Annotated in this window: 17 protein-coding genes; 7 read left to right on the top strand and 10 right to left on the bottom strand. The window is 62.0% G+C overall.

Annotated elements, in window-relative coordinates; all coding sequences use genetic code 11:
- Positions 1 to 45 precede the first annotated feature (45 nt).
- Both floA and P12x_RS18390 read left to right on the top strand, forming a co-directional pair.
- Positions 46 to 1116 (top strand): flotillin-like protein FloA, encoded by a 1071-nt coding sequence (floA, locus tag P12x_RS18395; protein ID WP_435005962.1) that lies wholly within the window; start codon positions 46 to 48, stop codon positions 1114 to 1116.
- Positions 1117 to 1153: 37 nt separating this feature from the next.
- Complete coding sequence (locus tag P12x_RS18390) at positions 1154 to 1798, top strand: hypothetical protein (RefSeq protein WP_435005960.1); 645 nt, start codon at positions 1154 to 1156, stop codon at positions 1796 to 1798.
- A 111-nt stretch (positions 1799 to 1909) separates the two neighbouring features.
- Here P12x_RS18390 and P12x_RS18385 read toward each other — a convergent pair whose 3' ends face one another.
- Both P12x_RS18385 and P12x_RS18380 read right to left on the bottom strand, forming a co-directional pair.
- Complete coding sequence (locus P12x_RS18385) at positions 1910 to 2593, bottom strand: PEP-CTERM sorting domain-containing protein (RefSeq protein ID WP_435005958.1); 684 nt, start codon at positions 2591 to 2593, stop codon at positions 1910 to 1912.
- 154 nt (positions 2594 to 2747) lie between these two features.
- Positions 2748 to 5357, bottom strand: coding sequence for a WD40/YVTN/BNR-like repeat-containing protein (locus P12x_RS18380; protein ID WP_435005956.1), 2610 nt, complete (start codon positions 5355 to 5357; stop codon positions 2748 to 2750).
- Positions 5358 to 6268: 911 nt separating this feature from the next.
- Here P12x_RS18380 and P12x_RS18375 point away from each other — a divergent pair.
- The 4 genes from P12x_RS18375 to P12x_RS18360 all read left to right on the top strand — a co-directional run bounded on the left by P12x_RS18375 (position 6269) and on the right by P12x_RS18360 (position 13621).
- Positions 6269 to 7261: a thioredoxin family protein gene (locus P12x_RS18375; RefSeq protein WP_435005954.1), complete on the top strand. Its 993-nt coding sequence runs from the start codon at positions 6269 to 6271 to the stop codon at positions 7259 to 7261.
- 464 nt (positions 7262 to 7725) lie between these two features.
- Positions 7726 to 12354: a tetratricopeptide repeat protein gene (locus P12x_RS18370; protein WP_435005952.1), complete on the top strand. Its 4629-nt coding sequence runs from the start codon at positions 7726 to 7728 to the stop codon at positions 12352 to 12354.
- 235 nt (positions 12355 to 12589) lie between these two features.
- Entirely contained in the window at positions 12590 to 13192 is a 603-nt protein-coding gene (locus tag P12x_RS18365; RefSeq protein WP_435005949.1) for a peptidylprolyl isomerase, read from the top strand.
- 132 nt (positions 13193 to 13324) lie between these two features.
- Positions 13325 to 13621 carry a 4Fe-4S binding protein gene (locus P12x_RS18360; RefSeq protein ID WP_435005947.1) on the top strand — a complete coding sequence of 99 codons (297 nt, stop codon included), beginning with the start codon at positions 13325 to 13327 and terminating at the stop codon, positions 13619 to 13621.
- A 139-nt stretch (positions 13622 to 13760) separates the two neighbouring features.
- On the opposite strand, the gene P12x_RS18355 is transcribed toward P12x_RS18360, so the two are convergent.
- The 3 genes from P12x_RS18355 to P12x_RS18345 form a co-directional block, all read right to left on the bottom strand.
- The gene (locus tag P12x_RS18355) at positions 13761 to 14702 is read right to left on the bottom strand and encodes a DUF1559 domain-containing protein (RefSeq protein WP_435005945.1); all 942 of its coding nucleotides are present in this window, start codon (positions 14700 to 14702) and stop codon (positions 13761 to 13763) included.
- A 130-nt stretch (positions 14703 to 14832) separates the two neighbouring features.
- Positions 14833 to 15465: an HNH endonuclease gene (locus P12x_RS18350; protein WP_435005943.1), complete on the bottom strand. Its 633-nt coding sequence runs from the start codon at positions 15463 to 15465 to the stop codon at positions 14833 to 14835.
- 168 nt (positions 15466 to 15633) lie between these two features.
- The gene (locus P12x_RS18345; RefSeq protein ID WP_435005941.1) at positions 15634 to 16752 is read right to left on the bottom strand and encodes a 3-isopropylmalate dehydrogenase; all 1119 of its coding nucleotides are present in this window, start codon (positions 16750 to 16752) and stop codon (positions 15634 to 15636) included.
- A 459-nt stretch (positions 16753 to 17211) separates the two neighbouring features.
- Here P12x_RS18345 and P12x_RS18340 point away from each other — a divergent pair, with 459 nt between their 5' ends.
- Entirely contained in the window at positions 17212 to 18558 is a 1347-nt protein-coding gene (locus P12x_RS18340; RefSeq protein WP_435005939.1) for a serine/threonine protein kinase, read from the top strand.
- Positions 18559 to 19288: 730 nt separating this feature from the next.
- Here the strand turns inward: P12x_RS18340 and P12x_RS18335 are convergent.
- The 5 genes from P12x_RS18335 to P12x_RS18315 all read right to left on the bottom strand — a co-directional run bounded on the left by P12x_RS18335 (position 19289) and on the right by P12x_RS18315 (position 25750).
- Entirely contained in the window at positions 19289 to 19651 is a 363-nt protein-coding gene (locus P12x_RS18335) for a hypothetical protein (protein WP_435005938.1), read from the bottom strand.
- Positions 19648 to 22014, bottom strand: a complete 2367-nt coding sequence (locus P12x_RS18330) for a hypothetical protein (protein WP_435005936.1) — start codon at positions 22012 to 22014, stop codon at positions 19648 to 19650. Before P12x_RS18330 ends, P12x_RS18335 begins: the two co-directional genes overlap by 4 nt.
- Positions 22015 to 22128: 114 nt before the next feature.
- Positions 22129 to 23442 carry a pentapeptide repeat-containing protein gene (locus P12x_RS18325; protein ID WP_435005934.1) on the bottom strand — a complete coding sequence of 438 codons (1314 nt, stop codon included), beginning with the start codon at positions 23440 to 23442 and terminating at the stop codon, positions 22129 to 22131.
- Between the two features lie 110 nt (positions 23443 to 23552).
- Entirely contained in the window at positions 23553 to 24581 is a 1029-nt protein-coding gene (locus tag P12x_RS18320) for an MBL fold metallo-hydrolase (protein WP_435005932.1), read from the bottom strand.
- Entirely contained in the window at positions 24557 to 25750 is a 1194-nt protein-coding gene (locus tag P12x_RS18315; protein ID WP_435005930.1) for a class I SAM-dependent rRNA methyltransferase, read from the bottom strand. The genes P12x_RS18320 and P12x_RS18315 overlap by 25 nt, the downstream gene beginning before the upstream one ends.
- Positions 25751 to 25761: the final 11 nt, after the last annotated feature.

Below are 25761 nucleotides of genomic sequence, written 5' to 3'. Positions count from 1 at the left end.
TCTGATCGAAGACGGCCGGACTTTCGACCACCCGAGAGATATCCCATGTTCAACCCGATCTTCGCTCAAGCCCCCAACCCCGGCGGATGGGGATACGTGATGCTGGCGACCATCGCCTTCATCGCCTTCGTCGTATTGATCCTCGCCCTTGTGATGGCGAAGTACTTCAATCTCTGGATCCAGGCCAAGTTCTCCGAGGCGAAAGTCACCTTGGTGGAGCTGGTCGGAATGTCTCTCCGAAAGGTGAATCCGAATATCATCGTCCGGTCCAAGATCATGGCCGTGCAGGCCGGACTGAGCGAGAAGGACGGCGTCACCACCAGGAGCCTGGAAGCCCACTACCTGGCCGGCGGCAATGTCCCCAACGTCGTCAGGGCCCTGATCGCCGCCAACCGCGCGGATATCCCTCTCTCGTACAAGCGGGCGGCCGCCATCGACCTGGCCGGGCGGAATGTGCTGGATGCGGTCCAGACCAGCGTCAATCCCAAGGTGATCGACTGTCCCGACCCGACCAAGGGGCGTCAGACCATCGACGGAATTGCCAAGAACGGCATCCAGCTCAAGGTGAAAGCCCGCGTGACGGTCCGGACCAACATCGATCGACTGGTCGGCGGTGCGACCGAGGAAACCATTATCGCCCGCGTGGGCGAGGGTATCGTCACGACCATCGGCTCGGCCGAGTCGCACAACCTCGTCCTGGAAAACCCCGATTCGATCTCCAAGCGAGTCCTGGAGAAGGGGCTGGACGCCGGGACGGCGTTCGAGATCCTCTCGATCGACATCGCCGATATCGACGTGGGCGACAATATCGGAGCCAATCTCCAGGCCGCTCAGGCCGAGGCCGATACGAGGGTTGCTCGGGCCAAGGCCGAGGAACGTCGGGCCTTCGCCGTCGCGATGGAGCAGGAGTTCCTGGCCGGCGTCCAGGAGAATCGAGCCAAGGTGATCGCCTCCGAGGCCGAAATCCCCCTGGCCATCGCCGAGGCATTCCGCAAGGGCAACCTGGGCGTGACCGACTATTACAATCTCCGGAACATCCAGGCCGACACCGAGATGAGGTCCTCGATCGCCGGTACCAGCACGACCAATGCTCGTCGAGAGCCGGTCAATTCCTGAGTGTCCCTCTCCATCGGGAAACGGCCGAGGCTTGACCATGAATAATAACTGGGACCAGTTGATCCGGGCCATCGTCCCGCTCACCTTCCTCGCGATCTGGGCACTCACCTCGCTCTTCAATCGCGAGTCGAAGGCCTTCCCGACCCGAAATCCGAGTGGGCCTCCACCAGGGGGACCCCGACCGGCCGATCCGACCATGCGCTGGGCTCCCGCAGGAGCTGGCCCAAACTCGGGAGTTCGTCGGGTCCCGATCGGCGACGATGATATCCTGATTATCCAACCCGACCCGGCCCGTAATCCCCGACCCGGTCAGGCTCGTCCTGCCCAGATCACCGGACCTCGCCGACAAGGCCGGGTCCGACAGGCCACGGTCCCGGCGCGTAAGTCTGAGGCCCCGCCTTCTCGTCCGAAGCTCGGAGGGGTATCCCAGAACGTCAATCAGCATCTCGCCAACACGGTCGCGATGACGCCCCTGACGACCATCGCACCGATGGCGACCTCAACAGGCTCGACCCTCGCCGATGCACCGTCCTTGCCCTCCACGACCACGGCACTGATCCCGACGATTTCGTCCCTCAGCAAGATGATGAACGATCCCGTCCGGCTCCGCGAAGCCTTCCTGGTCAATGAACTGCTCTCGGCACCGCTCGCGCTCCGGAAATCCAGAAACTCTCATCGTTGAGTTGCGTTCGGAAGCTAATTGCCCGGGGACTGGGAGGAATGAAAGACCCCGGCGAGGGCCGACAGGCTCTCGACCGGGGTCTCGGTGTTCGATTCGAACGATCCGGACAAATCAGAGCCGGAGGCAAACTCGACGACCGATCCCCGCCAGGCAAGACAGACCGATGACCATCGAGAAGACACTGGAAGGCTCGGGGACGGCAGTAGTGAAGGTCACGCCCACGTTATCGATGAAATAGTCCCACGAACCACCGCTGAAGGTGGTGTCGGGCGTGATGACCAGTCGGGTGATCGAGGAGGCCGAAAGGTCCCAAACGCCGAATCCGTCGGGGAGCGAAGTGTCGGAGAGATCGACAAGGTCCGTCGAGCCGACCAAGTTTGCCCCGTCGAAGATGGAGACGGTATACGTATTCAGGTCCGTGAAGCCGTTGAATAGGGTCCCCGTAACCCGGGTCACGAGTTTCGACGGATCGAAGTTGATCGTCAGATTCTGAGCGTATCCGAAACTTGTGTCCGACTGCGTGCCGTAAGCATTTCGCAGGCCACCGCCGGGGTCGAAGGAAGCGAGACCGGTCGGAGTGCTGATGAGAGTCCCCCCCTCGACGGTTGCCAGGCCGGCGATCGCCAGATCTTGCCGAGGGTTGCTGAAGATCGTCGGGGCTAGAGGCTCAACCGGCAACGTATCAAAATCGATCGTGACGAAGTCAGCCTGAGCCGAAGCGAACCCGAACAGGAGGACCAGGGAAGAAGAAGCGATGAATCGGAGCAAAGCCCGCCGCGGCAAGATTCGGTACATGAAAGTCTCCTGAAATCAATAATTTCACTAGAATGGGAAAACAACTCATCGCGAGGCCCGATCCATACCGAATCAGCCCTCGCCGATCGGGCTCGATGAGATCACCCCCGGGCCGTAGGACGACCCGGAGATCGGGAGGATTTCAAGAATGCCCTCAGCCTTTGGTCACGCCCGCGAAGCCCGAGGAGGAACGCTTCTTGCCGGCAGCGACGAAGTCCAGCAAAACCTGAGACGCATCCTTCATCTGTGGAGGAGTCGGGATACCGACCTTGTTCGTGCCCACCGTGACGAGCGGGATGAGGGCTCGACTGACGGCGTACTTCGACGAGGGCGCCACGATCGGAGGCAAGCCCCGGATCCCGCTCGAGGCGATGGAAAGAGAGGTCACAGGAATCGGAATCGCGCGGCTCGAGGGATATTTGACCGAGACGGCGAGTTGCGTCACCGTGGCTGAGGGAACCGTGACCCCACCGGTGGGATGCTGCAGAGTCCAACTTCCCCGACCCAGTGTGCCGGCGACCAGGACATCATCGGCGATATTGTACTGGAGGCTATTGACCAGCGCGTTGCTCATCCCGTCGCCCAGCTTGAACCAGGTCGGGTTGGTACCCGCCAGCCCCGGGCTCTTGACGGCGTATACCCCTCCATAACCACCGACGGCGATCACGGCACTATCGTAGTTTTGCGAGTTGCCGATGAATGCAATCGACCTCGGATCTGGCGTGCCGCCAGGTGCGAGCGCCGCTAGATTGCCCGTGATGTTCACCCAGGACGCACCCGCGTTGAACGTGGCGAAGATCCCGCCGAAGTAATCCACGGCGAACGCTCGACGATAATTCTGCGGGTCCAGGACGATATCTCGGGCGAGGAATCCCCCGGCGGCATTGTAGCTCGCTTCGACGTCGGCAAATCCCCCCGTCGTCCGGACGTACAGGTGCGGTGCCCCACTCGAGAAGTCATACGAGCCGATGTAGAGGGCATTCGGATTGGCCACCCCCCGATATCGACCTCCGTAGGCCAGGCTGTACACGGTCCCTGAATAGCCGAGGAAGGTGAGGTTGTCGCCCTGGTTTGAGGACTCGTAAACGTAATCCGTCCCGATGATCACCCGGGTCGGATCCACCGCGTTGAGCTTGAACGGCTGGTAGAACTGGATCGTCGGGTCGAACTGGCCGAGCGTCGCGCCCCCCGTCCCGTTGACGACCAATCCGACCGGCTGGAGGTCGAGGAGATTATTATCCGCGTCCCAGGTCGATCGGTTGAAGAAACCGAAGAACTGGAAGCTGGTGTAGCGGGTCGAGTAACCGGGATTGGAAGTATCGTCGACGCCGACCACCCCCCCATCGCCGCCGAGTAGCTCGCCCCAGGGAACGGAATTGTCCGTGGAAATCTGGAAAGACGTCCCGACATCCTGCGCCCCACCGAACACGGTGTGGCTCACGGATGAGTAGGCCGTCGAGATGAACTCGGTGTTCCGCAGGTCGCCAATCGCCGAATCCCACCGACGAGTGGACGCCGTCCCGCTCGGATTGACCAGCCGGTAAATTCCGCCGTCATTCCCCTGGAGGATATTCCCGTTGGCGTCGAACACCATATCGCGAGAGTCGGCATGCGGAGAGGTCCCGCCGACTACGCCATCCGGGTTGGCGAAGTTATTGGTGATCGGCTCCCACTGCTGGCCCGAGGGAAGGGAGGCATCGCCGCGGAAGGCACGGCCACTATATTGCCGGGCTCCGACCGAGCTGGGAAGTTGGTCGGGTTGCCGGTCGCCCGAAGCGAACACCACAAAGGGGTTGGTCAGGTCGGCCAGCAGGGCGAAATGCAAGAAACCCTGGGCGCCCGGGACTTCCTCCTCACCTTCCTCCTCGCCGGGGTTGGTCCCGACGAATCCCCCGGGATCATTGGTCCCCGCCAGGTCCATCGGGGTCCACGAATCTCCCGAGGTGATCGTCCGATAGAAGCCGACCGGCACTCCATTGTTGATCAGGGTCGCGAAGAGCACCCCCGACTGCGCCGGGCTGGGGGCGAGCTCGACTCGGTCGTTGGAGACCGTCGGGGAGACGAGTCCAACGTCCTTCGGAGTCCAGGTGGCTCCCCCGTCGTCACTCCGATACACCCCATCTCCGGGCACCCCGGCATAGAACACATTGGCGTTGAAGGGGTCCGGCACCAGGATGCTCACGCCCGCGGCGGGAAGCCCCGAGGTCGATGCTCCGGAGAGCCGAGTGAAGGTCGTCCCGCCATCGGGGCTCCGATAGACGCCTCCTCCATCATAGAAGGTGCCGACCAGGAGGACGTTCCCGCCATCGAGCTTGGTCGGCACCACGCTCTTGACGTAACGGCCATTGAAAATGCCCCCGGGATTGAGATTCGTCCAGGTTGCCCCGCCATCGGTGGTCTTCAGCAGGCCTCGTCCGGGGGTACCGTCGTTACCTGAACTGCTGAAACTCCCGGTCCCGACATAGAGCGTCTGGTAAGTGGGATCTAACGGATCGAATTCGATATCGCCGCTGGAGAGCGTGATCTGAGTATCCGTCAGAGGTGTCCAGTGGGGACTCGCGGCGGTCGCGTTGGTCGTCTTCCAGACGCCACCGTTCGTCGTGGCGGCGTACACGATATCGGCGTTATTCGGCTGGGCGGCGATGGCCTCCACGGCCCCGGATACCGGATTATCGGGATTTGCCGCGGAACCCGTCCCGACGATTCCTTCGCTCTGCCCGCCGAGGATCGACGCCGGCCCCTGGTTGACCCAGGTCGCCAGCAACGCCCGACCTTCAAGCGGGTCGAGGATCGGCCGGAATCTCCGCCGTGGTTTTGCTCCCACTCGATGATCACGTCTACTCGCGGACGGAAGCCGCCCGGCAATCGCTTGCTCCATCGCCATGTTCATCCTCTATGATGCTTATGCGATCACGTGAAACCGAATGCATTTTATCATGCCGATCGTTGCGACTTCCTGCCCGATGGAGTTCCTCCTTGAGGGGAGGATGTAAATCGGGGCCAGCGCGACGTTCGACAGGACGTATTCGACGAGGAAGGACCAGGCCTGTTCGGCCTTTGTCCGAACTTGTCTGGGCAGGACTCCGCGAGGGTCCATCCGAAATGCGTATTTTTGATTACTAGAATCGGCCGAGCCAATCCACGAATTACTGAAACGGCATTTGGGATGCCCCAATTTCGGCTTTATTAACTTGAAATCAATCCACTTCAAGCTTTACTTTGCAGACAATGATGCTTTCACTCACCATTGCCTTACTTCCATTTCCGTTCACAAATCTCAACCCGATTCGACGAGCGATCGAAACTCGCAAGGTAGCGGCAGGATTTCCGCGACCACCTTAGAATTCGATGATTCGCTACGGTCCGGCGGGAAAAAATATCGACTCAACCAGGTCAGGAACTCCTGATTGTGTGCGATGTTAGGGATAACTCGAATGAAGTGACGCGATGACATCCCATGGGATAGAATCCTGGATAATTCCTTGAGGGGGCACCTGATTCGATCCGATGATTCCATCAGTTTCAGCTCAGGAAGATCCTCCGACGACGGTCAGGCCCGCACGCTCGCCCGGCGTGTGGTCGCTCAAGGGATGGGGCGTTTTGCCGACTCCGAAGCTGCCGCGACTCGCCCGACTGGTTCCACCCATCCCAGCCGCCGAATGACGGAGTATCACGATGTTCAACCTCGCTTCCCGGAGGATCCGGGTCGGCTTGGGCGCCTTCCTGGCGCTCGGCCTACTCGGCTCGCCCTTGACACATAGCTCCATCGCGGCCGATGAAGTCCGCAACATCAATTGGCGCGATGACCTCGCCAAGGCGCAGGCCGAGGCCAAGTCGCGAGACCTACTCCTCTGGATTCAATTTACCGGCCCCTGGTGCATCAATTGCCGCAGGATGGATCGATCTACTTTTGTCCACCCTTCCGTGATCCTCGAATCGGTCGAGCGATTCGTGCCGGTCAAACTTCGCTCCGATGAACATGAGTCATTGGCCTTGAGCCTGGGCCTTTCCTCGCTCCCTTCGACGGTGATCGTCCGCCCTGACGGCGAGGTGATTGACAAGTTTGAAGGGTATATCGACCCCGAGCATTTCGAGGCGGCGCTCACCGCGCTCCTCCGACGCGAGGGGCGCACCGCCGAGCAGATCGCGTCTCGGAAGAAGAAGCCAGGGAAGGACGAATCGGTCGCCCTGGCGGGGTATTGCCCGGTCAGCCTGCTCCGAGAGCAGAAATTGGTCCCGGGTCGCCCCGAGTTATCGCTCGAACATCACGGTCGAACTTTCCGGTTCGCAGACGAGGCGACCCGTCTTGCATTCCTGGCAAAGCCCGACTCTTTCGCGCCCGCCAATAGCGGTCGATGCCCGGTCAGTCAGGTGGATCGAGGCGACTTCCATCCGGGCGACCCTCGATGGGGTGTCGTCTACGCCGGGCATCTTTTCCTCTTCAAGGACGATGCGGAACGTCAACGATTCGTGAAGGACCCCGAGCGATACGCCAACGTCGGCTCGACCGATCGTAACTCCTGCCCCCATTGCTGGAACCGATCGGCGGTCGTGACCCGTCGGGGCCCGTCCCGGTTCTCGACGGCCGTCGTAACTCAGGGCTTGAACCTCCCGGTCGCAAATCGGATCGCGGAGATTTTCTCCTCCATGCCAACGCTCCGACGCTGAGCACTTCGTCCTAAATGGGCCGCGAACGTTCTCGGATCGTGGTGGTTTCAATCCGTCTCGATCGAGACCGCGATTTCCCTTCCACCCCCGTTCAAGGCCACCTTTCCACGCGGAAGGTGGCCTATCTCGTTTCGAAACAACGATGGCCCGAAACCGATAGCGGAACCGGTTTTAAATCTCCATCCGGGTGTCCTCTGTCGTCCCCGTGGCTGGATTTTCGAGGTCCAGGGAGTGGGAGGCGCATCCACCCTCGGACCCCATGCGACCCGTTGTCGGCCATTCGTTCGATTCGGCCTCCTGAGTACGTGAGCCCGATCCGAGGGTCGCCCAGAGCGAATGACGCCTCCCCCCGAGTTTTCACCGCCGCGCCTCGATGGTCCGCGATTCCGACCCGGATGGTCGCCTTCGCGGGGATCGACCTCGAAGCGCGAGACCCGGCCCCACGAGCCAAGGAGTAGTGCCCGATGACCGTTCGATGGAAACCCCTACTGATTCTCTCCGGCCTCTTCGTGGTCGTCGGCCTGGTGGGCCTGATGACCATCGCCACGGTCATGGGTGCTCGGGGGACCGAACATTTCCTGGATAGGGCCCGCGCCGAACGCAAGGCCGGAGCCTTTGACGAAGCCAAGATCGATTACCAGCAAGTCCTCAAGGCGGATGGTCGAAACGCCAAGCTCCACGAGGAGATGGCCGACTTCTACGAGGAGTGGATCCGCAAGGCCCCCGTCGAGAAGAAGTCCGAGCTTCGGGCTCTCTATGTGGGCTCGTTGACGGCCGCAGCCAAGGCCGGGACCAAGCTCGTTGGCCCAAGGCGACGGATGCTCGCCGAGGCGATCCGGCAGGATGATGTGGACGAACAGGTCCGTTGGGCTCGCGACCTCATCACTCTGGACCCGAACAATCGGGATGCCCATTTTATCCTGGCTTCGCACGAATTCGACCAGACGGCTCCCAACGTCGCGGAACTTCGGCGGCATGTCTCCGCCCTGGAGGCCGAAACGCCCCGGAGGGTCCGGACCGAATGGATCGCGGTCCGGATGGCCGCGCTCGCTAACGATTCTCCGGCAGTGGATAAGATTTTCGATCGGGTCCGATCGATGACCCTCCCGGCCGATGCCGACTCTCTCGACCGGATGGCATTGCTGAAGCTCCGCGTCCTGGACGTCGCCGAGACCAAGGACGCCTCCGAACTGGCCGGGCCAATCGAAGCGGTCACCAAGGAGGCCCTCGCCGCCTCGTCCGAGCCCGAGATCCCCTCGACCCGGATCGCCCGGATCAGTCTCCTGATCGAGGAAGTCCAGCGTTCCATGGCCGAGCGAGCCTTGGAAGCCCCGGCCGCGAGTGATCGTCTCAAGGAGTACGGCAATACACTCGAACAGGCCGCCGAGGCCATTTTCCAGAAGTCACTGGCAGTCAAGCCTTACCCGGAATTGAATGTCTTCCTGGCCTACGCCGATCACCTCCGCTTCCGCGACCAGCGGGACCGCTGCCTGGCCGTCGCGAACCAGGGGCTCAAGTCGCCCGCCGGCCTCAAGCAGGCGGCCTCGGAGACCGCGATGGGCCTGCATGCCCTGGCGGTAGAGGCTTCGCTCGCCAACTTCGCCGATAAGGACCGCCAGGCCAACGCCGCGCCCCATGTGAAAGCCCTGCTGGACTGCAAGCCCGCCCGCTACCAGGCCCTCGGCCACCTCTTCCAGGGGGCGATCGAGCTGGAGAAGGCCGGACTGGTGATCGATGCTCAGGTCGGCGACATCCCTCGGGCCGAGCAAGCCAAACTCCGGGCCTCGGCTCTGGGTCATCTCAAGATCGCCGCGACCCAGCTCGACCACCTGGCCGAGGCCCAGGCCCGCTACGGCGTGGCCCTGATCCTCAACCAGGAGCCGACGATGGGGAGGCAATACCTCCAGTTGGCCCAGCGCCTTGGAAACCTCGAGCCCCAGTATCAGATCTGGACCGCCTGGGCGGTCGTGCAGGCCGGTTATCCCGAGGACGCCGAGCCAATCGTGGCCCGGATGCTCCAGGAGATCGAGCAGGGTCGGCTCCCCCGCGATCTAGAAGGGACCCTGCACCTCCTGAGCGGAGAGATTCACCAGGCCAGGAAGACTCCGAGCGACCTCAAGAAGGCGGTCGAGGAGTACACCCGTGCATTCGCCAACGGGCAGGACGCGACCCCGGCCGTCGAGCTTCGACTGGCCCAGATCGAGGTCATGCTCGGCCGACCCGCCGATGCCCTCAAGCGGATCGACTGGCTGGTCTCCAAGGGTAAAGCCGGCCCCGCCGCCGAGAATCTGGCCGTCTTGACCCTGGGCGAACTGAAGCGGGACGACGAGGCCCGTAAGCGGCTCGAACAGGCCCGTGCCAAGTTTCCCGAAAGTAGCGAGCTGGCCGTGCTCGATGCCTCTCTCCGAGTGAAGGAGAAGAAGCCTCAGGAAGCCGACCAAATCCTATCCGCTTACCTGGCCAAGGTCCCTGACAACGTGGCAGCGGTCCAGCTCCGGGCCCAGATCCTCGCCCAGGAACTCGGACGGCCCGACGATGCCCGCAAGGTCCTCGGCGATGTCGCGGATCGAGGCGACAATTCCGCCCCCTTGGTCCAGCTCGCCCTGCTGGATCTCGAAGCCAAGAACTTCGAGGCGGTCGCAGCTTCGATCGCCAAGATTCGGACCCGCTGGAAGAACGCTGCCACGGGCGACCTGCTCGACGCCCAGATGGCCCTGGCCAAGAACGACCTGACCACCGCCTCCGGGTTCTTCGACGCCGCCCTGAAGAAGGACCCCAGCAACAAGGTTGTCCAGTTCTGGAAGGCTCAGCTCGATGGACGGGCCGATCCCGAAGGAGCCGCCCGCATCTTCGAGTCGCTCGCCGTCGGTGATTCGGTCAAGGAAGTCGATACCGGGATCTCGCTGGCCACGGCCTCGCAATCGGCGCTGGCCGGCCTGGCGATGGAGAACGGCGAGCTCGACTCGGCCATCGCCCGCTACCGACAGATGCTCAAGGATGGCTCGGCCTCGGGAATCTCACGGGCGATCCGCTGGCAGATCGTCGCGGCCGAGTCGGCCAAGAAAGAGTGGCCCACCGCCCGTACCGAGATCGAATCGCTGCTGAATGATCCCAAGTCTCCGCCGAGCGACGAGGAACGCGTCCGGGCAGCCACCTACTACCGGATCAATAATGAGGACGACAAGGCCCTGACCCTCTGCGACGAGATCCTGAAAACCCAGCCCGCCTACCCGGGAGCGGTCGTCACCCGCGCCGAAATCCTCGCCCGGACCGGAAAATACGACGAAGCCTCCGCGACGATCCGCAAGGCGGTCGAGGTCGCGACCAAGGGAGAAGAGAAAGCTCCGCCCGTCTTCTACCTGATGATGGCCGCCGTCGAGTCAATCACCCCTCCGACAGACAAGGGGCAGGGGGCCGAGCGAGCCCTGAAGGTTCTCGATCAGGGCCTGGAACAGCTCCCCGACTCGGCCGAACTGATCCAGGCCAAGTGCCGGATGCTCACCAAGCTCCAGGGACCCAAGGCCGCCGCGTCCTTCGTCGAAGAGAAGGCCAAGGCCAACCCCAAGGGGCCCTACCGCCGGATGCTCTTGACCGTCTACGGCGACCAGGGTGATTACGCCTCGGCGGAGAGGACCGCCTCGGAACTCCTCCGCGATGACCCGACCGACGCCTCGTCCGCGAACTCTCAGATCAGAATGATCGCCGCGCAGTCGATCGAAGCCAGCCGTCAGGGTAATCAGGCCGAGGCCAAGCGTCTCGATGACAAGGCCGGCTCGTTGATCGCGGAATACCGCACCAAGTTCGCGACCGATCCGATCTTCCCGCAGCTTGAGTGCGAATTGGAAATTCGCCGGGGCGACACCTCTCGGGCCTTGACCTTGACCCAGGAGGTCGACGAGATGGCCAAGGGATCACCGGTCGGTCCTCTCCTTCGGGCCCAGATCTTCGCCATCAGGTCCCAATTCCGGGAGGCGGCCGACTCCTACGCCGAGGCCCTGACCCGAAATCCCAGGCTGCCCGACGCCCGGCTTCAACTGGCCCGTCTAAGCCTGCGGAATGGCCGGATTGACGAGGCGATCCGCCAGGCGAAGTTCCTGACCGATGCCGAACCCGAATCTCCGAACGGGATGGCTGCCCTGCTGGTCGAGGCCCGAGCACTGGCCGCGCAGACCGGAGCCTCGTCGCAGGTCCAGGCTAACCGAGCCCAGGCCATCGAGCGGCTTGCCGCCGCCATCAAGGCCCGGCCCGACTTCTCCGACGCCTACTACCTCACCGCCGACATCCACATGATGAGCGATCAGAGGGCCAAGGCGGTCGCCTCCCTCAAAGAAGCCCTCAAGGTGGATCCCAACGACGCCAACGCCCTCACCTCGGCCATCCAGATCCTGGCCGAGCCCCGAGCCAAGGGCCAGCCCGCTCCCAAGGCGGACCTCGACGAGGCTCGGGCCCTCGCCAGTTCCTCCACCCAGGACGACCCGAGCGGTGAACGGACCCTGGCCGTCTCTAACGGCTACTCCCGTGCAAACCTGCCCGACGAGGCGCTTCCCTGGGCCGAGAAAGCAGCCGAGAAGCTGGGATCGGTCGAGGCTCGGCTCAACCTCGGCGACCTCTTGCTGACCATGTCCGAGGCTCAGCAGCTCGACCCGGCTCGTTCCCGCGAACTCCTCAATCGTTCGCTCGCGGAGTACGACAAGATCCTCGCCGATCAGCCCGACGTCGTGGCCGCCGTAAATAACAAGGCCTGGATCCTCAGCAGCTATCAGCAAAAGAGCGAGGACGCGCTCGAACTGGCCCAGGGCCTCCTCCAGCGGGTCGATCCCAGTAGCCTGCCGGGCGAATTCTACGACACGCTCGGCTCGATCCAGGAGAAGCTCAATCGGCCTAGAGACGCCGAGGAGTCGTACAAGAAGGGGCTCGGCAAATCGCCAGAGCACCCCGTCCTGAACTACCACATGGGCCGCTTGATGGCCGCCGACAAGTCGAGGGCCAGCAAGGCCGCCGATTACCTCAAGAACGCCCAGGCCGCCGGCGACCGACTCCCCGCCGCGATGGCCACCGAACTCGCCTCGCTCCTCAAGGAAATCGTCCACTAAGTCTCGATACCGGGGCTAACCAATTGACTCGCGGCCGGGCCCTTCGTCCCAGGGGCCCGGCCGCATTCGATACTCGACCATCCTTGACTCGCTCCGGTCATCATCCGATGATCTCACAACCCCAGGCTTCCCAAGTTCCGGATCGAATGGAAGTCAGGATTCCCGTTGATTCATGATGGGACATTCTTCAGACGCACTATTGCCCTCTTTCCCGATCAACCGTCGAGGGTTATCGATGCTCTCCCGTTCCCGGATCCCGATCGCGTTGGTCCTGGCCTCGACCATCCTCGCGAGTGGCCCAGCCTTAGAGGACGACGATCATCCGGTCGTCATCCTGGACACCACGGCCGGGCCGATCACCCTCGAACTCGACCGCGCCAAGGCCCCGATCACGGTCGAAAACTTTCTCAAGTACGTCGATAGCGGTTTTTATGACGGCCTGATCTTCCACCGGGTGATCCCCCGGTTCATGATTCAGGGTGGCGGGATGCGCGAGGTCAATAACATCCTGGTCGAGAAGAAGGAGGGGTCGCTACCGCCGATCAAGAATGAGTCCAGCAATGGCCTGAGCAATACACCCGGAACCATCGCGATGGCCCGCGCCAAGGCGGAGGATTCCGCGACTTCGCAGTTCTTCATCAATCACGGCTCGAATCCCCAGCTCGATCGATACGCGGGAGGTTATGCCGTCTTCGGAAAGGTCACCGAAGGCCTCGACGTGATTGATACGATCGCGAAGTCCGAGACGACCACGAAGCTCGACTCCGAACAGATGCCATTCGAGAACGTGCCCTTGAAGCCGATCACCATCAAGACGGCTCGCCGTAAGTCCCTTTGACCAGGAACAACCAGGGGCCGACTTGACCCTTTACCCGGCATCTTCTTAAGATGAGTGCACGATCGGTCGATAACCGCCCGGGGCGGCCGATCGTCGATCACCGCTGCGGAAAATCCCCGAGAGGAGTTGGGAATGTCCCACGTCGTCGCCGAGCCTTGCTTCGATTGCAAATATACCGACTGCGTCGTCGTCTGCCCCGTGGATTGCTTCTACGAGGGCGCGCAGATGCTTTACATTCATCCCGAAGAATGCATCGACTGCGAGGCCTGCGTCCCCGAATGCCCCGTCGAGGCTATCTTCCACGAAGACAACCTGCCCGAGGACTGGAAAGACTTCACGGCGCTGAACGCCGAGGAATCCCCCAAGTGCCCGGTGATCACCGAGAAGCGTGATGCACTCGAAGGCGCGAATTGCAAGCAGAAATCCTGATGCACCAGGCCTGAAATCTCAAGCATTTCATAAAACGAAAGACCCCGGACCGATGAGCCGGGGTTCTTCGTTTCGCCGATGTTTCCTCAACTCCGATCGGTCGAGCGGAGCAGGATTTCCAGGCTCAGTTCATTGGGGATTACTTCATCTGATCGGCCGAGATGGCTTCACCACCGTCTCTCGTCATCATCTTCACCAACACAAGCTTGTTGATCTGGTTGGTGACCGAGCTGACGCTTCCATCGCATTTCAGGAAGTTGACGATCCCGGGATGCTTGCTCATCCAGTAGGTGTAGTAGTTCGTCCCCTTGATCTTGATGGGCTTGTTGAGAGTCCGGTCGACCGTGGTCCGGACGCAGCAAGAGCTGGCCTCGGGCCAGGTGCCGGTCAGGCTCTCGCCGATCAAGATGGTATTTGTTGTCCCATCGGTGACATCGGCAATGCTGACTTCGGAGTTCTGATACGACATCCCGTTGTCGAAGATCCCGATCAGGGGAAGGGGGGGATTACTGGTGTCGGTGGTATTGGTTGGATCGGTCGTCCCTGCGGAATAAGTGGGGGTGGCGGTCCCGTTATAGCCGGAGGCCATGTTCGCCCGATAATCCGACGGCCCGAGCTTCGAGGCGTTATTCGTATTCGAGCTGGAAGTGACAGCGGCACGACGATTGGACGGGCAGACGAGCACGTTCATGGTCCGACGGACACCCGTGATATTCGAGATATCATTGGTCGGCAGACTGAAATTCAGCTCGTTGTAAATGTTCCCTAATTCGAGCTTGACCAGCAATCCCGAGAGCCCGTTCCACATGTAGGACTGGGCCACGGTCGGCGCGCAATTCGTATCGGTCGCGGAGTTGCAGTACCACCCCCCCGGAAAACTGCCGAAGGAGTCGTGATACTCCTGCGAAGCGAGTCCCAGTTGCTTCAAATTGTTGATGCACTGGGTCCGACTGGCCGCCTCGCGTGCCGATTGAACGGCCGGCATGATCAGTGCGACGAGCACGCCGATGATCGCGATAACGACGAGAAGTTCGATGAGCGTGAAGCCGGCTCTCGAACGGACCCCGATTCTGCGCGGCATGGAAGATCCCTCGCTTCGGGAGGCGAATGGCGGTCTCGGTCGAACTGTGACCTCTCAACGTAGCTTACATCATTCCCGAAACTCTTTCCACGGCACCCCCAATGAATTCATGATCGCACTCGTGCCCGGTTTACTTCAACTCGACGGTCCAGTACGCGTTATCGATGAAGGTTTTCCAGCTCTGATATTTGCGATTGGCGAGTTTGAGTCCGAGCGTGGGGCTGGTCTTCGGCTTGATCGGGGGCTTGGTCAATTTCATACCGGCCTCGGCGGGAGTCCTACCCCCCTTGCGGACATTGCATCGGACGCAAGCGCAGACGATATTCTCCCAGTCCATCCCCCCGCCACGGCTCCTGGGCATCACATGATCCAGGCTCAATTCGTGAGTTGGAAACTTCTTCCCGCAATACTGACAACGGTTCCCATCACGAGCGAAGATGTTCCGTCGATTGAATTTAACGCGGGTTCGAGGGAGTCGGTCATAAGTCAGGAGCCGGATGACTCGGGGGACCTGAATTTCGAACTGGATGGTCCGGATGTAATCGTCATCGGGATCTTTGAACCTGGCGCGAGCCTCCGAGACCGCTCTCCAACTGTCGAAGTCATGCGAGAGGAAGCGGCCATCGTCGAGGGTGATGACCTCGGCCAGTTCCTTGAAGAGAAGACAGAAGGCGCGACGGACGGGGATGATGTGAACGGCCAGATAACACCGGTTGAGGACCAGCACGCTGGCATCGAGGGCAGGGCAAGAGCCGAGGCTCATGGGTGAAGCTCTCCCGAATGGGCGAGGGCGGATCGAGGAGGGACGCACGCGATCTGACGGTCGGTTTGATTTGGACGTCGTCGGCGATACGGCTCGACCCGCGAGAGCTTCGACCAGGCGAAAGCGATCAGGCGAGAATCTTGTGGCCTAGGGCTCGGGCGGGCGTGATCAGGTGGCAGTGCCCTCCAATGCCTTGAGGACAGCCCGGCCGACCTCGGCCGTTCCCGAAGATCCGCCCAGGTCGGGAGTCCGTGGCGTTCCGTCTGCCAGGACTTTCGCAACAGCAAGGCGGACCGCCTCCGCTCCCCGAGGGGCACCCAGGTGGTCCAGCATCATTCCCAGGGAAAGGATCGCCGCGATCGGATTGGCCAACCCCTTGCCGGCGATGTCGGGAGCCGAGCCGTGAACCGGCTCGAACATGCTGGGAAATTTCCGGTCGGGATTGAGATTTCCGGAGGCCGCCAGCCCCATCCCCCCCTGCAGGACGGCGCCAAGGTCGGTGATGATGTCGCCGAACATGTTGGTCGTCACGATCACGTCATAACGCTCGGGCGAGACGACCATCCTCATGCAGCAGGCGTCGACGTGGTTGTAGTCGGTCTTGATCTCGGGATAATCGGTCGCCACCTCCGTGAACGCGCGCATCCAGAGGTCGTGGGCGAAGGTGAGCACGTTGGTCTTGGCCACCATCGTCACCTGGCCGATCAGCCCTCGACCTCGATCCTCCGCCGAGAGGCCGAGGAACGGGCGAGCCTGACCTCGAGCCCGCGCCTGCTCGAATGCATACCGGAGGCACCGCTCGACGCCCGCCCGAGTATTGATCGAGGTCTGGATCGCGACCTCCTCGGGAGTTCCCTTGTAGGTGAATCCGCCGGCACCCACGTAGAGGTCTTCGTTGTTCTCCCGGACGACCACCATGTCGATCTCGCCGGGCCCTTTGCCCTTGATCGGCGTCTCGACCCCGGGGAACAGTTTGACCGGCCTCAGATTGATATACTGGTGGAAGGCGAAACGGAGGCGGAGGAGGATTCCCTTCTCCAGGATCCCGGGTGCCACGCCCGGATGTCCGACCGCGCCCAGGTAGATCGCGTCACAGCGTCGGAGGTCTTCCAGGGCCGATTCGGGCAGGATCTCGCCCGTCCTCAGATAGCGCTCCCCCCCCAGATCGAACTCGACCAACTCCGGTCGAAGCGCATCAAGTCCCGAAACCTTGTCCAGAATCGACAAGCCCTCGCGAACCACCTCCGGACCGACCCCATCTCCCGCGATCACGCCAATCGTCGCCAATTCCGCCTCCGAACACCGGGCACTGTCAAATCGAACCGAGAAACCAGGAGCGCTGTCACAAGCGACGGCTCGCCGCATAAAATCGGGGCAGCTCGACTATAACCGACGAGTAGACTCGGTTCAAGAATCGGGGAGTTATGCTAGGCTTCAGGGAACATTTCCTCGCCGCTCAACGATCGAGCCCCGGGCGAGACGGGCCATCATCCAGCTATCATCGGATCTTGTTTTTATGAAGCAATTCGCCACGAGTCGGTCGAATCCGTTCACCCCATGCACGGGAGCCCGGAAAAACCGTTGACATCGAGTCGTCGAGCCTCATACTGGAAATAGGTTTCGAGTGCGCGTGCGACCGGGGTTCCTGTCTCCCCCTGATCGTCGCAGCCATCTTATCTCGACAGCCTTCTCTCCCGGCGGCACCTGCCGCTCCCCCTTCCCGAGATTAACCAGGGAGACGGCCCGATGGCCACGTCCACCGAGAGTAATCCCCCGGCGAAAGATTCCAGCACTCCCCCCGCGAAAGAGGGAAGTACCCTCACGCCGAAAGATACTCGGGGCCTGTCGGGCGTCAACGAACTGAATCTGGAAAAGTCGATCATCCGGCGGGGCCTGGCCACCACCCAGGAGGTCGAAGCCTGCAAGGCGCTCCGTGCCAAACTCGCGGCCAAGGATCCCTCGCGAAGCCTGATCGACATCATGATCGAGGCCAAGGTCCTCACCAAGAGTCAGACCGCTCGCCTGATCAAAGAGGTCGGGACGGACGCCGGCAAGAAATTCGAGATCCCCGGATACGAGATCATCGAACGACTGGGCAAGGGGTCGATGGGCCTGGTCTTCAAGGCTCGACAGACCAGCGTCGACCGGATCGTCGCGGTCAAGGTCCTCCTCGACTCCCTGGCCCAGAACAAGGATTTCATCGGACGCTTTCAGCGCGAGGCCAAGATCGCCGCCAAACTCCAGCACAATAATATCGTCAATGCGATCGATGCCGGCGAGGTCGAGGGCCACCACTACTTCGTCATGGAGTATGTCGAAGGCGCCACGATCAAGGATGAACTCGACAAGAACAAGATCTTCGATGAAAAAGTGGCCGTCAGGATCGTCGCCGCCGTGGCCGAAGCGATGAAGCACGCTCATGAGCGCGGGCTGATCCACCGCGACATCAAGCCCGAGAACGTAATCCTGACCAAGGATGGTAACGTCAAACTGGCCGATCTCGGCCTGGCCCGCCTGACCGCCGACGAGAAGTGGGCGATGTCGGAGGCCGGCATGGCGATCGGGACACCTTACTATATCAGCCCCGAGCAGGTCCGCGGACAGGTTGACGTCGACATACGGAGCGACATCTACAGCCTGGGTGCCACCCTCTATCACATGGTCACGGGACGGGTCCCCTATTCTGGAGAGACCCCGCAAGAGGTCATGCGTAAGCATGTCGACAAGAACACGAATTTGGTCCCGCCCGATCACATCAATATGAGGCTATCCAGCGGCCTCGGCGAAGTGGTCGAGACCATGATGTCCAAGAATCGGGATGGTCGATACTCCAGCCCGGACGATCTGCTCCTCGACCTCAAGTGCCTGATCCAGGGCGACACGCCCATGATCGCCGGACAGAGATCCGATGCCCTCGCCGGCTTGGCCGACGGAGAAGCGGCCGAGGAAGAAGGTGAGGGGTCGCCGCTCGCCGAGGCCGAGAGGATCGAGATGGCCGGCTATCTCAACAGTCGAAACACCATCATCGCCGCCCTAGCGGCCTTCCTGGGGCTCTCGGTCCTCACTAACATCCTGGTGCTCCTGACTCGGTGAGAGGTTTTATCCGAGAGACTTCGACCCTTCATCGCTCGAGTGCCCTCTCGGAGCTAGGAAGGTCTGCCTCTTCGTTGGATGATCGGTTCACCATCGTCGGACCAGGCCCGATTCTTCGTCGCGGAACGAGTCTACCTCGTTCACATTCTCCTGGTTGATCCCGCTATTTTTCCTCACGACTTTCGTCCCGCTTGGAATGGTCGAAGAGGATCTCTCAGGGCCGCCTGCCCTCGAATCTCCGGCGGGCAACTTGAGATCGAGTTCCGTCTCGGCAATCGCGGCTAACCGTCGTTTACCCTGATATCCCGAGAGTTCCCGATCGCCAACGGTTCGCTCGGTCGCGAGGTCGCGGGATCCGCTCCTCTGAGCGAAGGCATTCGCGTCGTTGGGAAACAATGCCAGGATCGCGAAGAGAGTTATTCGCTCCCGGTAGAAAAACATCAAGGGCCAGGGACTACCATCGCGAGCAGGTCGACTCACTCGAGGAGAGCCGTGCCCCGTGTCGTCGGCTCGAAGTCGACTTTCGAGCGTTCGACGATGGCAAGGCCTGCCGCTACATGGTCCCCAGTGGGGATCCGCTGGCTCTCTTCCTGGAAAGGGTAGCTTCGCGACACGACTGGTCCCGAGCGGCCGCTAGCAAACGCGGCTTCTTGAAACGAAGAAGTCCGCCGATCCAACCCTCGGGTCGTCGGCGGACGTCAGCTTGCTCTCCGAACTTGTCGAGACTTAATCAGTTCTTACTGAAGTCGAACGACCTGAGATATTCCCGGCCGAGGGGGTCCTTCAGGAACTTCCCGTGGCAGGTCGGGCAGAGGTCGAAGCGGAACCCCTTGCGGAGCTGCGCCTGGAGTTCCTGCGAGTTGAGTCCTTCGTCGCGCTGGAGAAGCTCCGAGACCGCTTCCATGTGATCGTCGTCGAGGTCTTCCTCCGTGATCTCGGTCGGGTCGAAGCCGGCGTAGGCCTCGATCCTGACCACGAAGCGGGGATCGCTTGAGGCGTTGAGATCCTTGCCGCACAGATCACACGTGAAGTGGACCATCAGCGTGTTGTCCTTCGGTGATTTCGCCGGTCGGGTGGTCCGGGGACGGGTCACGAATCCAATTCTAACCCGGTGGCCTGGGTCCGTCCAAGCCGCGTGATTACAATTCGAGTAAATCGGAAAGGGCCGAAGTCCGTCAAGGCGAATACCACACCGAGAGCCGCGATTATCGAGGCAATTGCCGCCATCCGAACCTCATGCGGATCATAAGTCCATCGAATCTCGTGCGTACCTTCGGTAATATTTACGAACAGAAATGTGTCCATATGGCTCCCTGCGAGAGCAGGTCGATCATCGATCTCGACACGCCAGCCCGGGTCGAATGTCTGGCGGATGATCAGTCGCGATGCCGCATTAGCATTCAACTTTATGATGATCGATCCGGGCGACTCGGACACCGCATGGATCACCCCTCTCCCGACCAGCTCCACCAGCGGAGGGGCTTCGAGCCAGGCCACCCAGACCCGACCGAAGCGCTGGGCTCGCCCGAGCCCCGGCGGCGGCTCGGTTGGCCCGACGACCGCTCGGACGCCCGCTTCCCGGAGCCGGTCGCGGGCCGCTTCGACCCGATCCCAGGTGATCTCGCGGCGACTCGTCTTCGCCCCGACCTTCGGGTCATACAGGAGTGCAAGCCAGTCGAGGTTCCGGCCGAGCTCGACCGAGTCATAATTCCGGGCGTCGGCCAGCCCATAACGCATCAAGACATTCGGAGGCAGTTCGGCTCCCAGGCCAATGATCCGGCCTGAAGTTCCGATCTCTCGACGCAGGGCCGCGACCAGCGGCGTTTCGGGACGGTCGTCGGCCCGTTCGATCGATGGATTCAGGCCGATCCCATAACCGATCAGGTCAAAGATGGTGAGCCCGAGCAGTGCGACACGTCCTGCCCGAAGGCCCACTCGTCCCTTCCGGAGTGCGCCGAGAAGCCAGGCCATTGTCAGCGCTTGAGCGGCGGCCAGGCCGAGAGACCTCGGGACGAAATCGAGCGTCTCGCTCGCCTGAAGTTCGGCTCGTGCTCGATAGGCGACCGGGTCGGCACCCGGAGTCTCCCTAGCCGCCTGTGCATAATGTGTTAGGGCTTTCTCGCGAATCTGCGGTGCAAATCGATCGACACCTCCAGCGACCGCCAGGAGCCCCAATCCGGCCACGATCCAGGCCCGGCCCCAGAGGCCCCATCCTGGCCGTCGACGGACGATGCTCAGATGATCCAGGCCGATCCCCCCCAGGGCTACCAGGCCGAAGGCAACCCAGAGCGTCAATCGGCGATTGTCGGTCACGTTCAGGACGGGTAAGAGTCGGAGGACGTTATCGACGGGAGGAAATCGGAACGCTCCCAGCATCCCGAAGGTCGTGAATGCCGCCAGGAACCAGACCCTCGGATGATCTCGCCTCGCCCACCAGGCTAGAGGCGCGAGCCAGGCCAGGGTGGCAAGCCCTGCAAACCCGCCGGCCGACTCGTTTTGATTGTGGACCCCGAACGCCTTCGCAAGGTTGGGTTCACCTCGCCGTTGGCTCCCATAGAGCGAGGGGATGGCCGTGCAAAGGGAGTCAAGCACTCGAGGCCGGACCAGTTCCCACGCCGGCGCCCGCTCTCGATCGCGGTCGCCCCAGACTGGGCTCCGGGCCAGATAAGCCCCGAGCGGGATCACTTCGATGGCCGCCAGCCCGACACCCATCGCGATGCCGAGCGTCCAGGCCATCGCACCCCGTCCAATGGTCGGGCTAGACCACCCTCGCCAGGCGGAGTAAGCGGCAGCCCCGAGCAAGACATGGGCCCCGGTCTGGACATGCCCCCCCAGCATCGTCCCGCCGACGGTGAGGGCCAACCACCCGATCGTTCGCGGGCCAGGCCGGTTCCAGACCAATTCGGTCGCCAGGAACACCCAGGGCATCCAGACGGCGACGTTCGTCACCGGGTAGAGCAGCCAGCCGATCAGGAACCCGCAAAAGGGGAACGACAGGCCAGTAAACCAGCGACCCCAACGACCATACCCCCAGGAGCGGGCCAGGAGGAACATCCCCAACCCCGAGAACCAGAGCCGTGCCGCGGCCATCCAGCCGAGGGCGTCGGGCAGACGTCCGAAATAGGCGATCCACTGGAAGGGATCGAAGACGGCCGACTGTCCGTTGGCAAGATGTGGAGCACCGCACCCGCTATAAGGGTTCCAGAGCGGGAGTCGCCCCGATCGAATCATCGATCGGTTGAACTCCAGCCAGGGCTGGAACTGAAGGACCGGGTCCATGAGGAGCCGATTTCCCGGCTCATACGCGGGTCTCTTGACGTCCGCGAAGCTTTCGGAAACGAACAGGACGTCCGCGGGGCTCAGGACCTTGCCGCCCAGGAGCGACTCGGCGAAGAACCCACCCACCAAAACGGACAGGACCGCCGAGAAGGCGAATAGCTCGCGACGGGGCGACATGGCCTCGGCGCCTCCTTGCGCATCCCTTGGTGTCAGTCGATGGGTCCGCCGATCAATCGGGCCGCACTCTAACCGAATTGACCGGCGAGGTCATCCTCAATCGGGGGCGATCGATCAGCGGATCACCTTTCGGCTGAACGCGACGATGAACAGGCCCCACAGCAACGTCCCGAGTAGGGATTCGACGATCAGCGGGACGTTCATCCAGCCTTGGGCCGCATCTCGGAGGCTCCCGAATCCCGACGTGAACACGGACACGCTGGTCAGCAGCCCGATCATGATCCGGTTCATCGGATGAGTCACCGCAAGCTGATCGAATGGACGCTTCTCGACCGGCAAGGCCGAGACGTCCACCATGTAAATCAAGCCGAAGGCCAGCATCAGGAGGCCGGACATCCGAACCGCGCGAAACGGGTTGGTCCCGTACCCGCATCCGAGGTCGAGGAACAACCAATCCATCAACTGCGAGAATTTCGAGAAGGGCCGCTTCCACGAGCGGGGGCGGCTCCTTCGTTGATTCACCTTGAACCGATAGAAGGCCCAGTCCTCCTGCTCATAACGGTGAAGCCCCTCGAAGACTCGTTTGAGCAGGCCATATTCGTGCATGGCCTGCTCGTGCTGGCCCGTCTCCTCGCTGAGCAACCGCCCCTCGACCTGATTCGATCGGATCAGGACCCGCTCGATCAGGGCGTTGTGGAATGCGATGCGGTGATCGGGCCCGGCTTCGATCGTTTCGAGATAAACGAAGTCGTGGAACTTCACCTTCGAGAGGTCGAGCAGTCGCTCGAATCGCGAAACACCCGCATCCCACTTCTTGCAGACGGTCGCGCCTCGGAAGAGTGCATCTCCCTCGAACTTGCAGCCCGCTAGAATGAAACCTTCCTCAGCATGAAAACTCCGTAAATCCGCCTCCCCGACAAAGGTACAATCCTTGAATTCTGCCCAGCCTTCGAATCGAGCTTCCCAGAAGCGAACCTTGTCCTCGAATCGCGACTGGATCACCACGAAATGCCCGATCGCCTTGAGGTTGTCGCAGCGCCACGCACCCTTGACCGTGATCCGGGCGAAATGCCCCCTAATGATCGTCGAGCCCCTCAAGTCGAACCCGCGATCGAAGCTGGCACCATGCCCGCAGCTGGGTCGGACCAGCTTACAGCCGACCAGCGAGACCTCATCGAGAAACCTGGCTCCCCCGAACTTGGGATTCACCAACTCGACTCGCTCCATTCGAACGGGAAGTGAGAACTCCCCCTTGAAGCGGAGACCATCGATGCGAGCATCGCTAATCAACTCGCCCCGACGAAGCCGCTCCAGGGCCTCGGCAGGGCCGAGGCTCGACACTTTGGATTGGATCTTTGGGGCTTCGTCCTCGATGTCCAGCCCGGGCTCGACAGCCTCCTGAATCATTTCCTGCCCATCGGTCGCCATGATGCCGCCTCGGGTTCGAGGTCCGTTGAAGATGAACAACCGTCATTCGTCGGTGGGGGCTAATCTTTATGGATTCTCGCAGGAAATTCGGGCTGGGTTGATCCTGGATCTCAAGAGAGCTGGGCCGAGGCCGACGGGAAAATCGCGCGGGCTTCCTCGATCAATCCCTCGTAGCGACCCTTGTAGCGGGTCGCGAAGTGCATCAGGACGAGCGATTCCACCCTCGCCTCCCTGGCGAACTGCGCGGCCTGCGTCGACGTCATGTGACGATGCTTCTCGGCCTGCTTGATCTCGCTTCCGGCATAGAAGCTGTCGCAATAAAGCCGATCCGCGCGATGTGCGAGTTTCAGGAGGGCAGGTCGCACGCTTGGGCTCATCGCGGTGTCCGTCACGTAGGCGACCCTGGCCCCTTTCGATCGGGAGAAATAGGCCTCGGCCAGATCACCCAGGGTGAATCGACCGCCCGAAATCGTCTGAATACTATCGAGCGACTCCCCGGAGCGGATCCGTGCCAGGACCTGCGAGACCCAGGGACCGGGGCGGAGCGGCCCCTCGGCGAGTCGTTCGGGGTCGGGGTGGTAGCCCGGGTCTTCGATCAGGGCGAAAGCAAGGCAAGGGACCGTATGATCGGCGAAGGCCGCCTCGATCCTGAGTCCGGACGCCTCGAAAATCGTGGGGCCTTCCCAGGGTGATTCCACCGGTTGGGGCTCGGGGAACCGTCGCGAACATTCGAGGGACGCCGAGCGGATCAAACCCGGCTCGACTTCGCGGGCGGCGATGACCAGTTTCTGAAACGGGAAGAAGGGATATTCGTAACTCTTGATCCGATCGTAAACCTTCCGGATCGTCCCGACCGGCCCGAAGAGGTGTAGCGTCTTGTCGCGATCGAGGTTGGCCCGGACGATCCGGTCGAGCCCGATGAAATGGTCGACGTGATGGTGGGTGATGAACACTGCGCCAAGGTCGCCCAGTCGGGCCTGGTCGAGACCGCCGTTCTCCCCGGCATCGAAGAGGATCGCATCGTCGCGACCCGGATAATCGATGAAAAGGACGGGATCCCCCTCGGACCCATTGACCAGTCGAAATTCGGAGGCGGTCCGGGCCTTGGTCGCCATCAGGGCACCCGGGCGATCACGCACTTGAGATATTCGGTCTCCAGGCACGATGCCGAGACCGGGTGGTCGGCCGACTGCCCGCGTTGCTCCAGGATCTGGATCGGTCGGCCGGAGAACTCGGCAACCTGCCCAAGGATGTCGGCGAAGAGCATGCGGTCGACGAGTCCCGAGCAAGAGCAGGTGACCAGGACCCCGCCCGGCTCCAGGACCTCGACAGCCGCACGGTTGAGCCGAAGGTAACCCTTGACGGCATCCTCGACCGCCTTGGGATGGCGGGCGAACTTGGGCGGGTCGCAGATCACCAGTCCGAACTTCTGTTCGTGAGACCGGAGACGTTCGAGCGTCTCGAAGACGTCGGCGGCCTCGAATCGCGCGGTCTTGGTCTGGTTGGCGATCGCGTTCTCTCGGGCCAATTCGATCGCCCGCTCCGAGCTATCGATCCCCAGGGTCGAGGCGGCCCCGCCGTGGATCTGGGCGTTGAGCGAAAACCCGCCGGTGTAGCAGAAGAGGTCGAGCACGCGTTTGTCCCGCGCGTAGGCGGCGGCGGCCCGTCGATTGTCGCGCTGGTCGAGGAAGAAGCCGGTCTTCTGGCCGGTCGCGAGATCTACCCGATAGGTGATGTCGTTCTCGACGATCTCGATCGGTCCATCGGGGGCGTTCCCGTGAACCAGGCCGTCTTCGACCTTCAGCCCTTCCTGCGAGGGAATGCCTTTCTCGCCACGGAAGAGGACACCTTCGGCCCCGGTGAGGCTCACCAGGCGTTCAACCAGGAAATCGCGGCTCTCGAAAAGCGCGAGACTGGTAAACTGGACGACCAGCCAGCGATCGAAGCGGTCGACGGTCAGGCCGGATAGTCCGTCGGACTCACTGAAGACCAGCCGGGCGGCGGTCTTCGGTCCATCTCGGCCCAGCAAGCCGGATCGGAGTGCCAGTGCCTCGACCAATCGGGATTCGAGAAACGCGTCATCGATCGGGGCCTCTTCCCACCGGTAGAGTCGGACCCGGATGGCGCTCCGCGGATTGAAGAGTCCACGAGCGATGAACTGCCCCTCGTGGTTGACGACCGCGACCTCGTCGCCGGGCTGGGGGTCGCCTTCGACACGTTCGATCGAGGTGACGAAGACCCAGGGATGTCGGGCGAAGAAAGGACGCGCTCGCCGGGGCTTGATGACGACGCGGGGGAGGCTGGCCATCGGTCTCGATC

The sequence above is a fragment of the Tundrisphaera lichenicola genome (assembly GCF_051175385.1).
In the GTDB taxonomy this organism is placed as follows: Bacteria; Planctomycetota; Planctomycetia; order Isosphaerales; family Isosphaeraceae; genus Tundrisphaera; species Tundrisphaera lichenicola.
The sequence above is the reverse complement of the archived record's forward strand: the minus strand, read 5'-3'. Positions and strand labels throughout refer to the sequence as shown.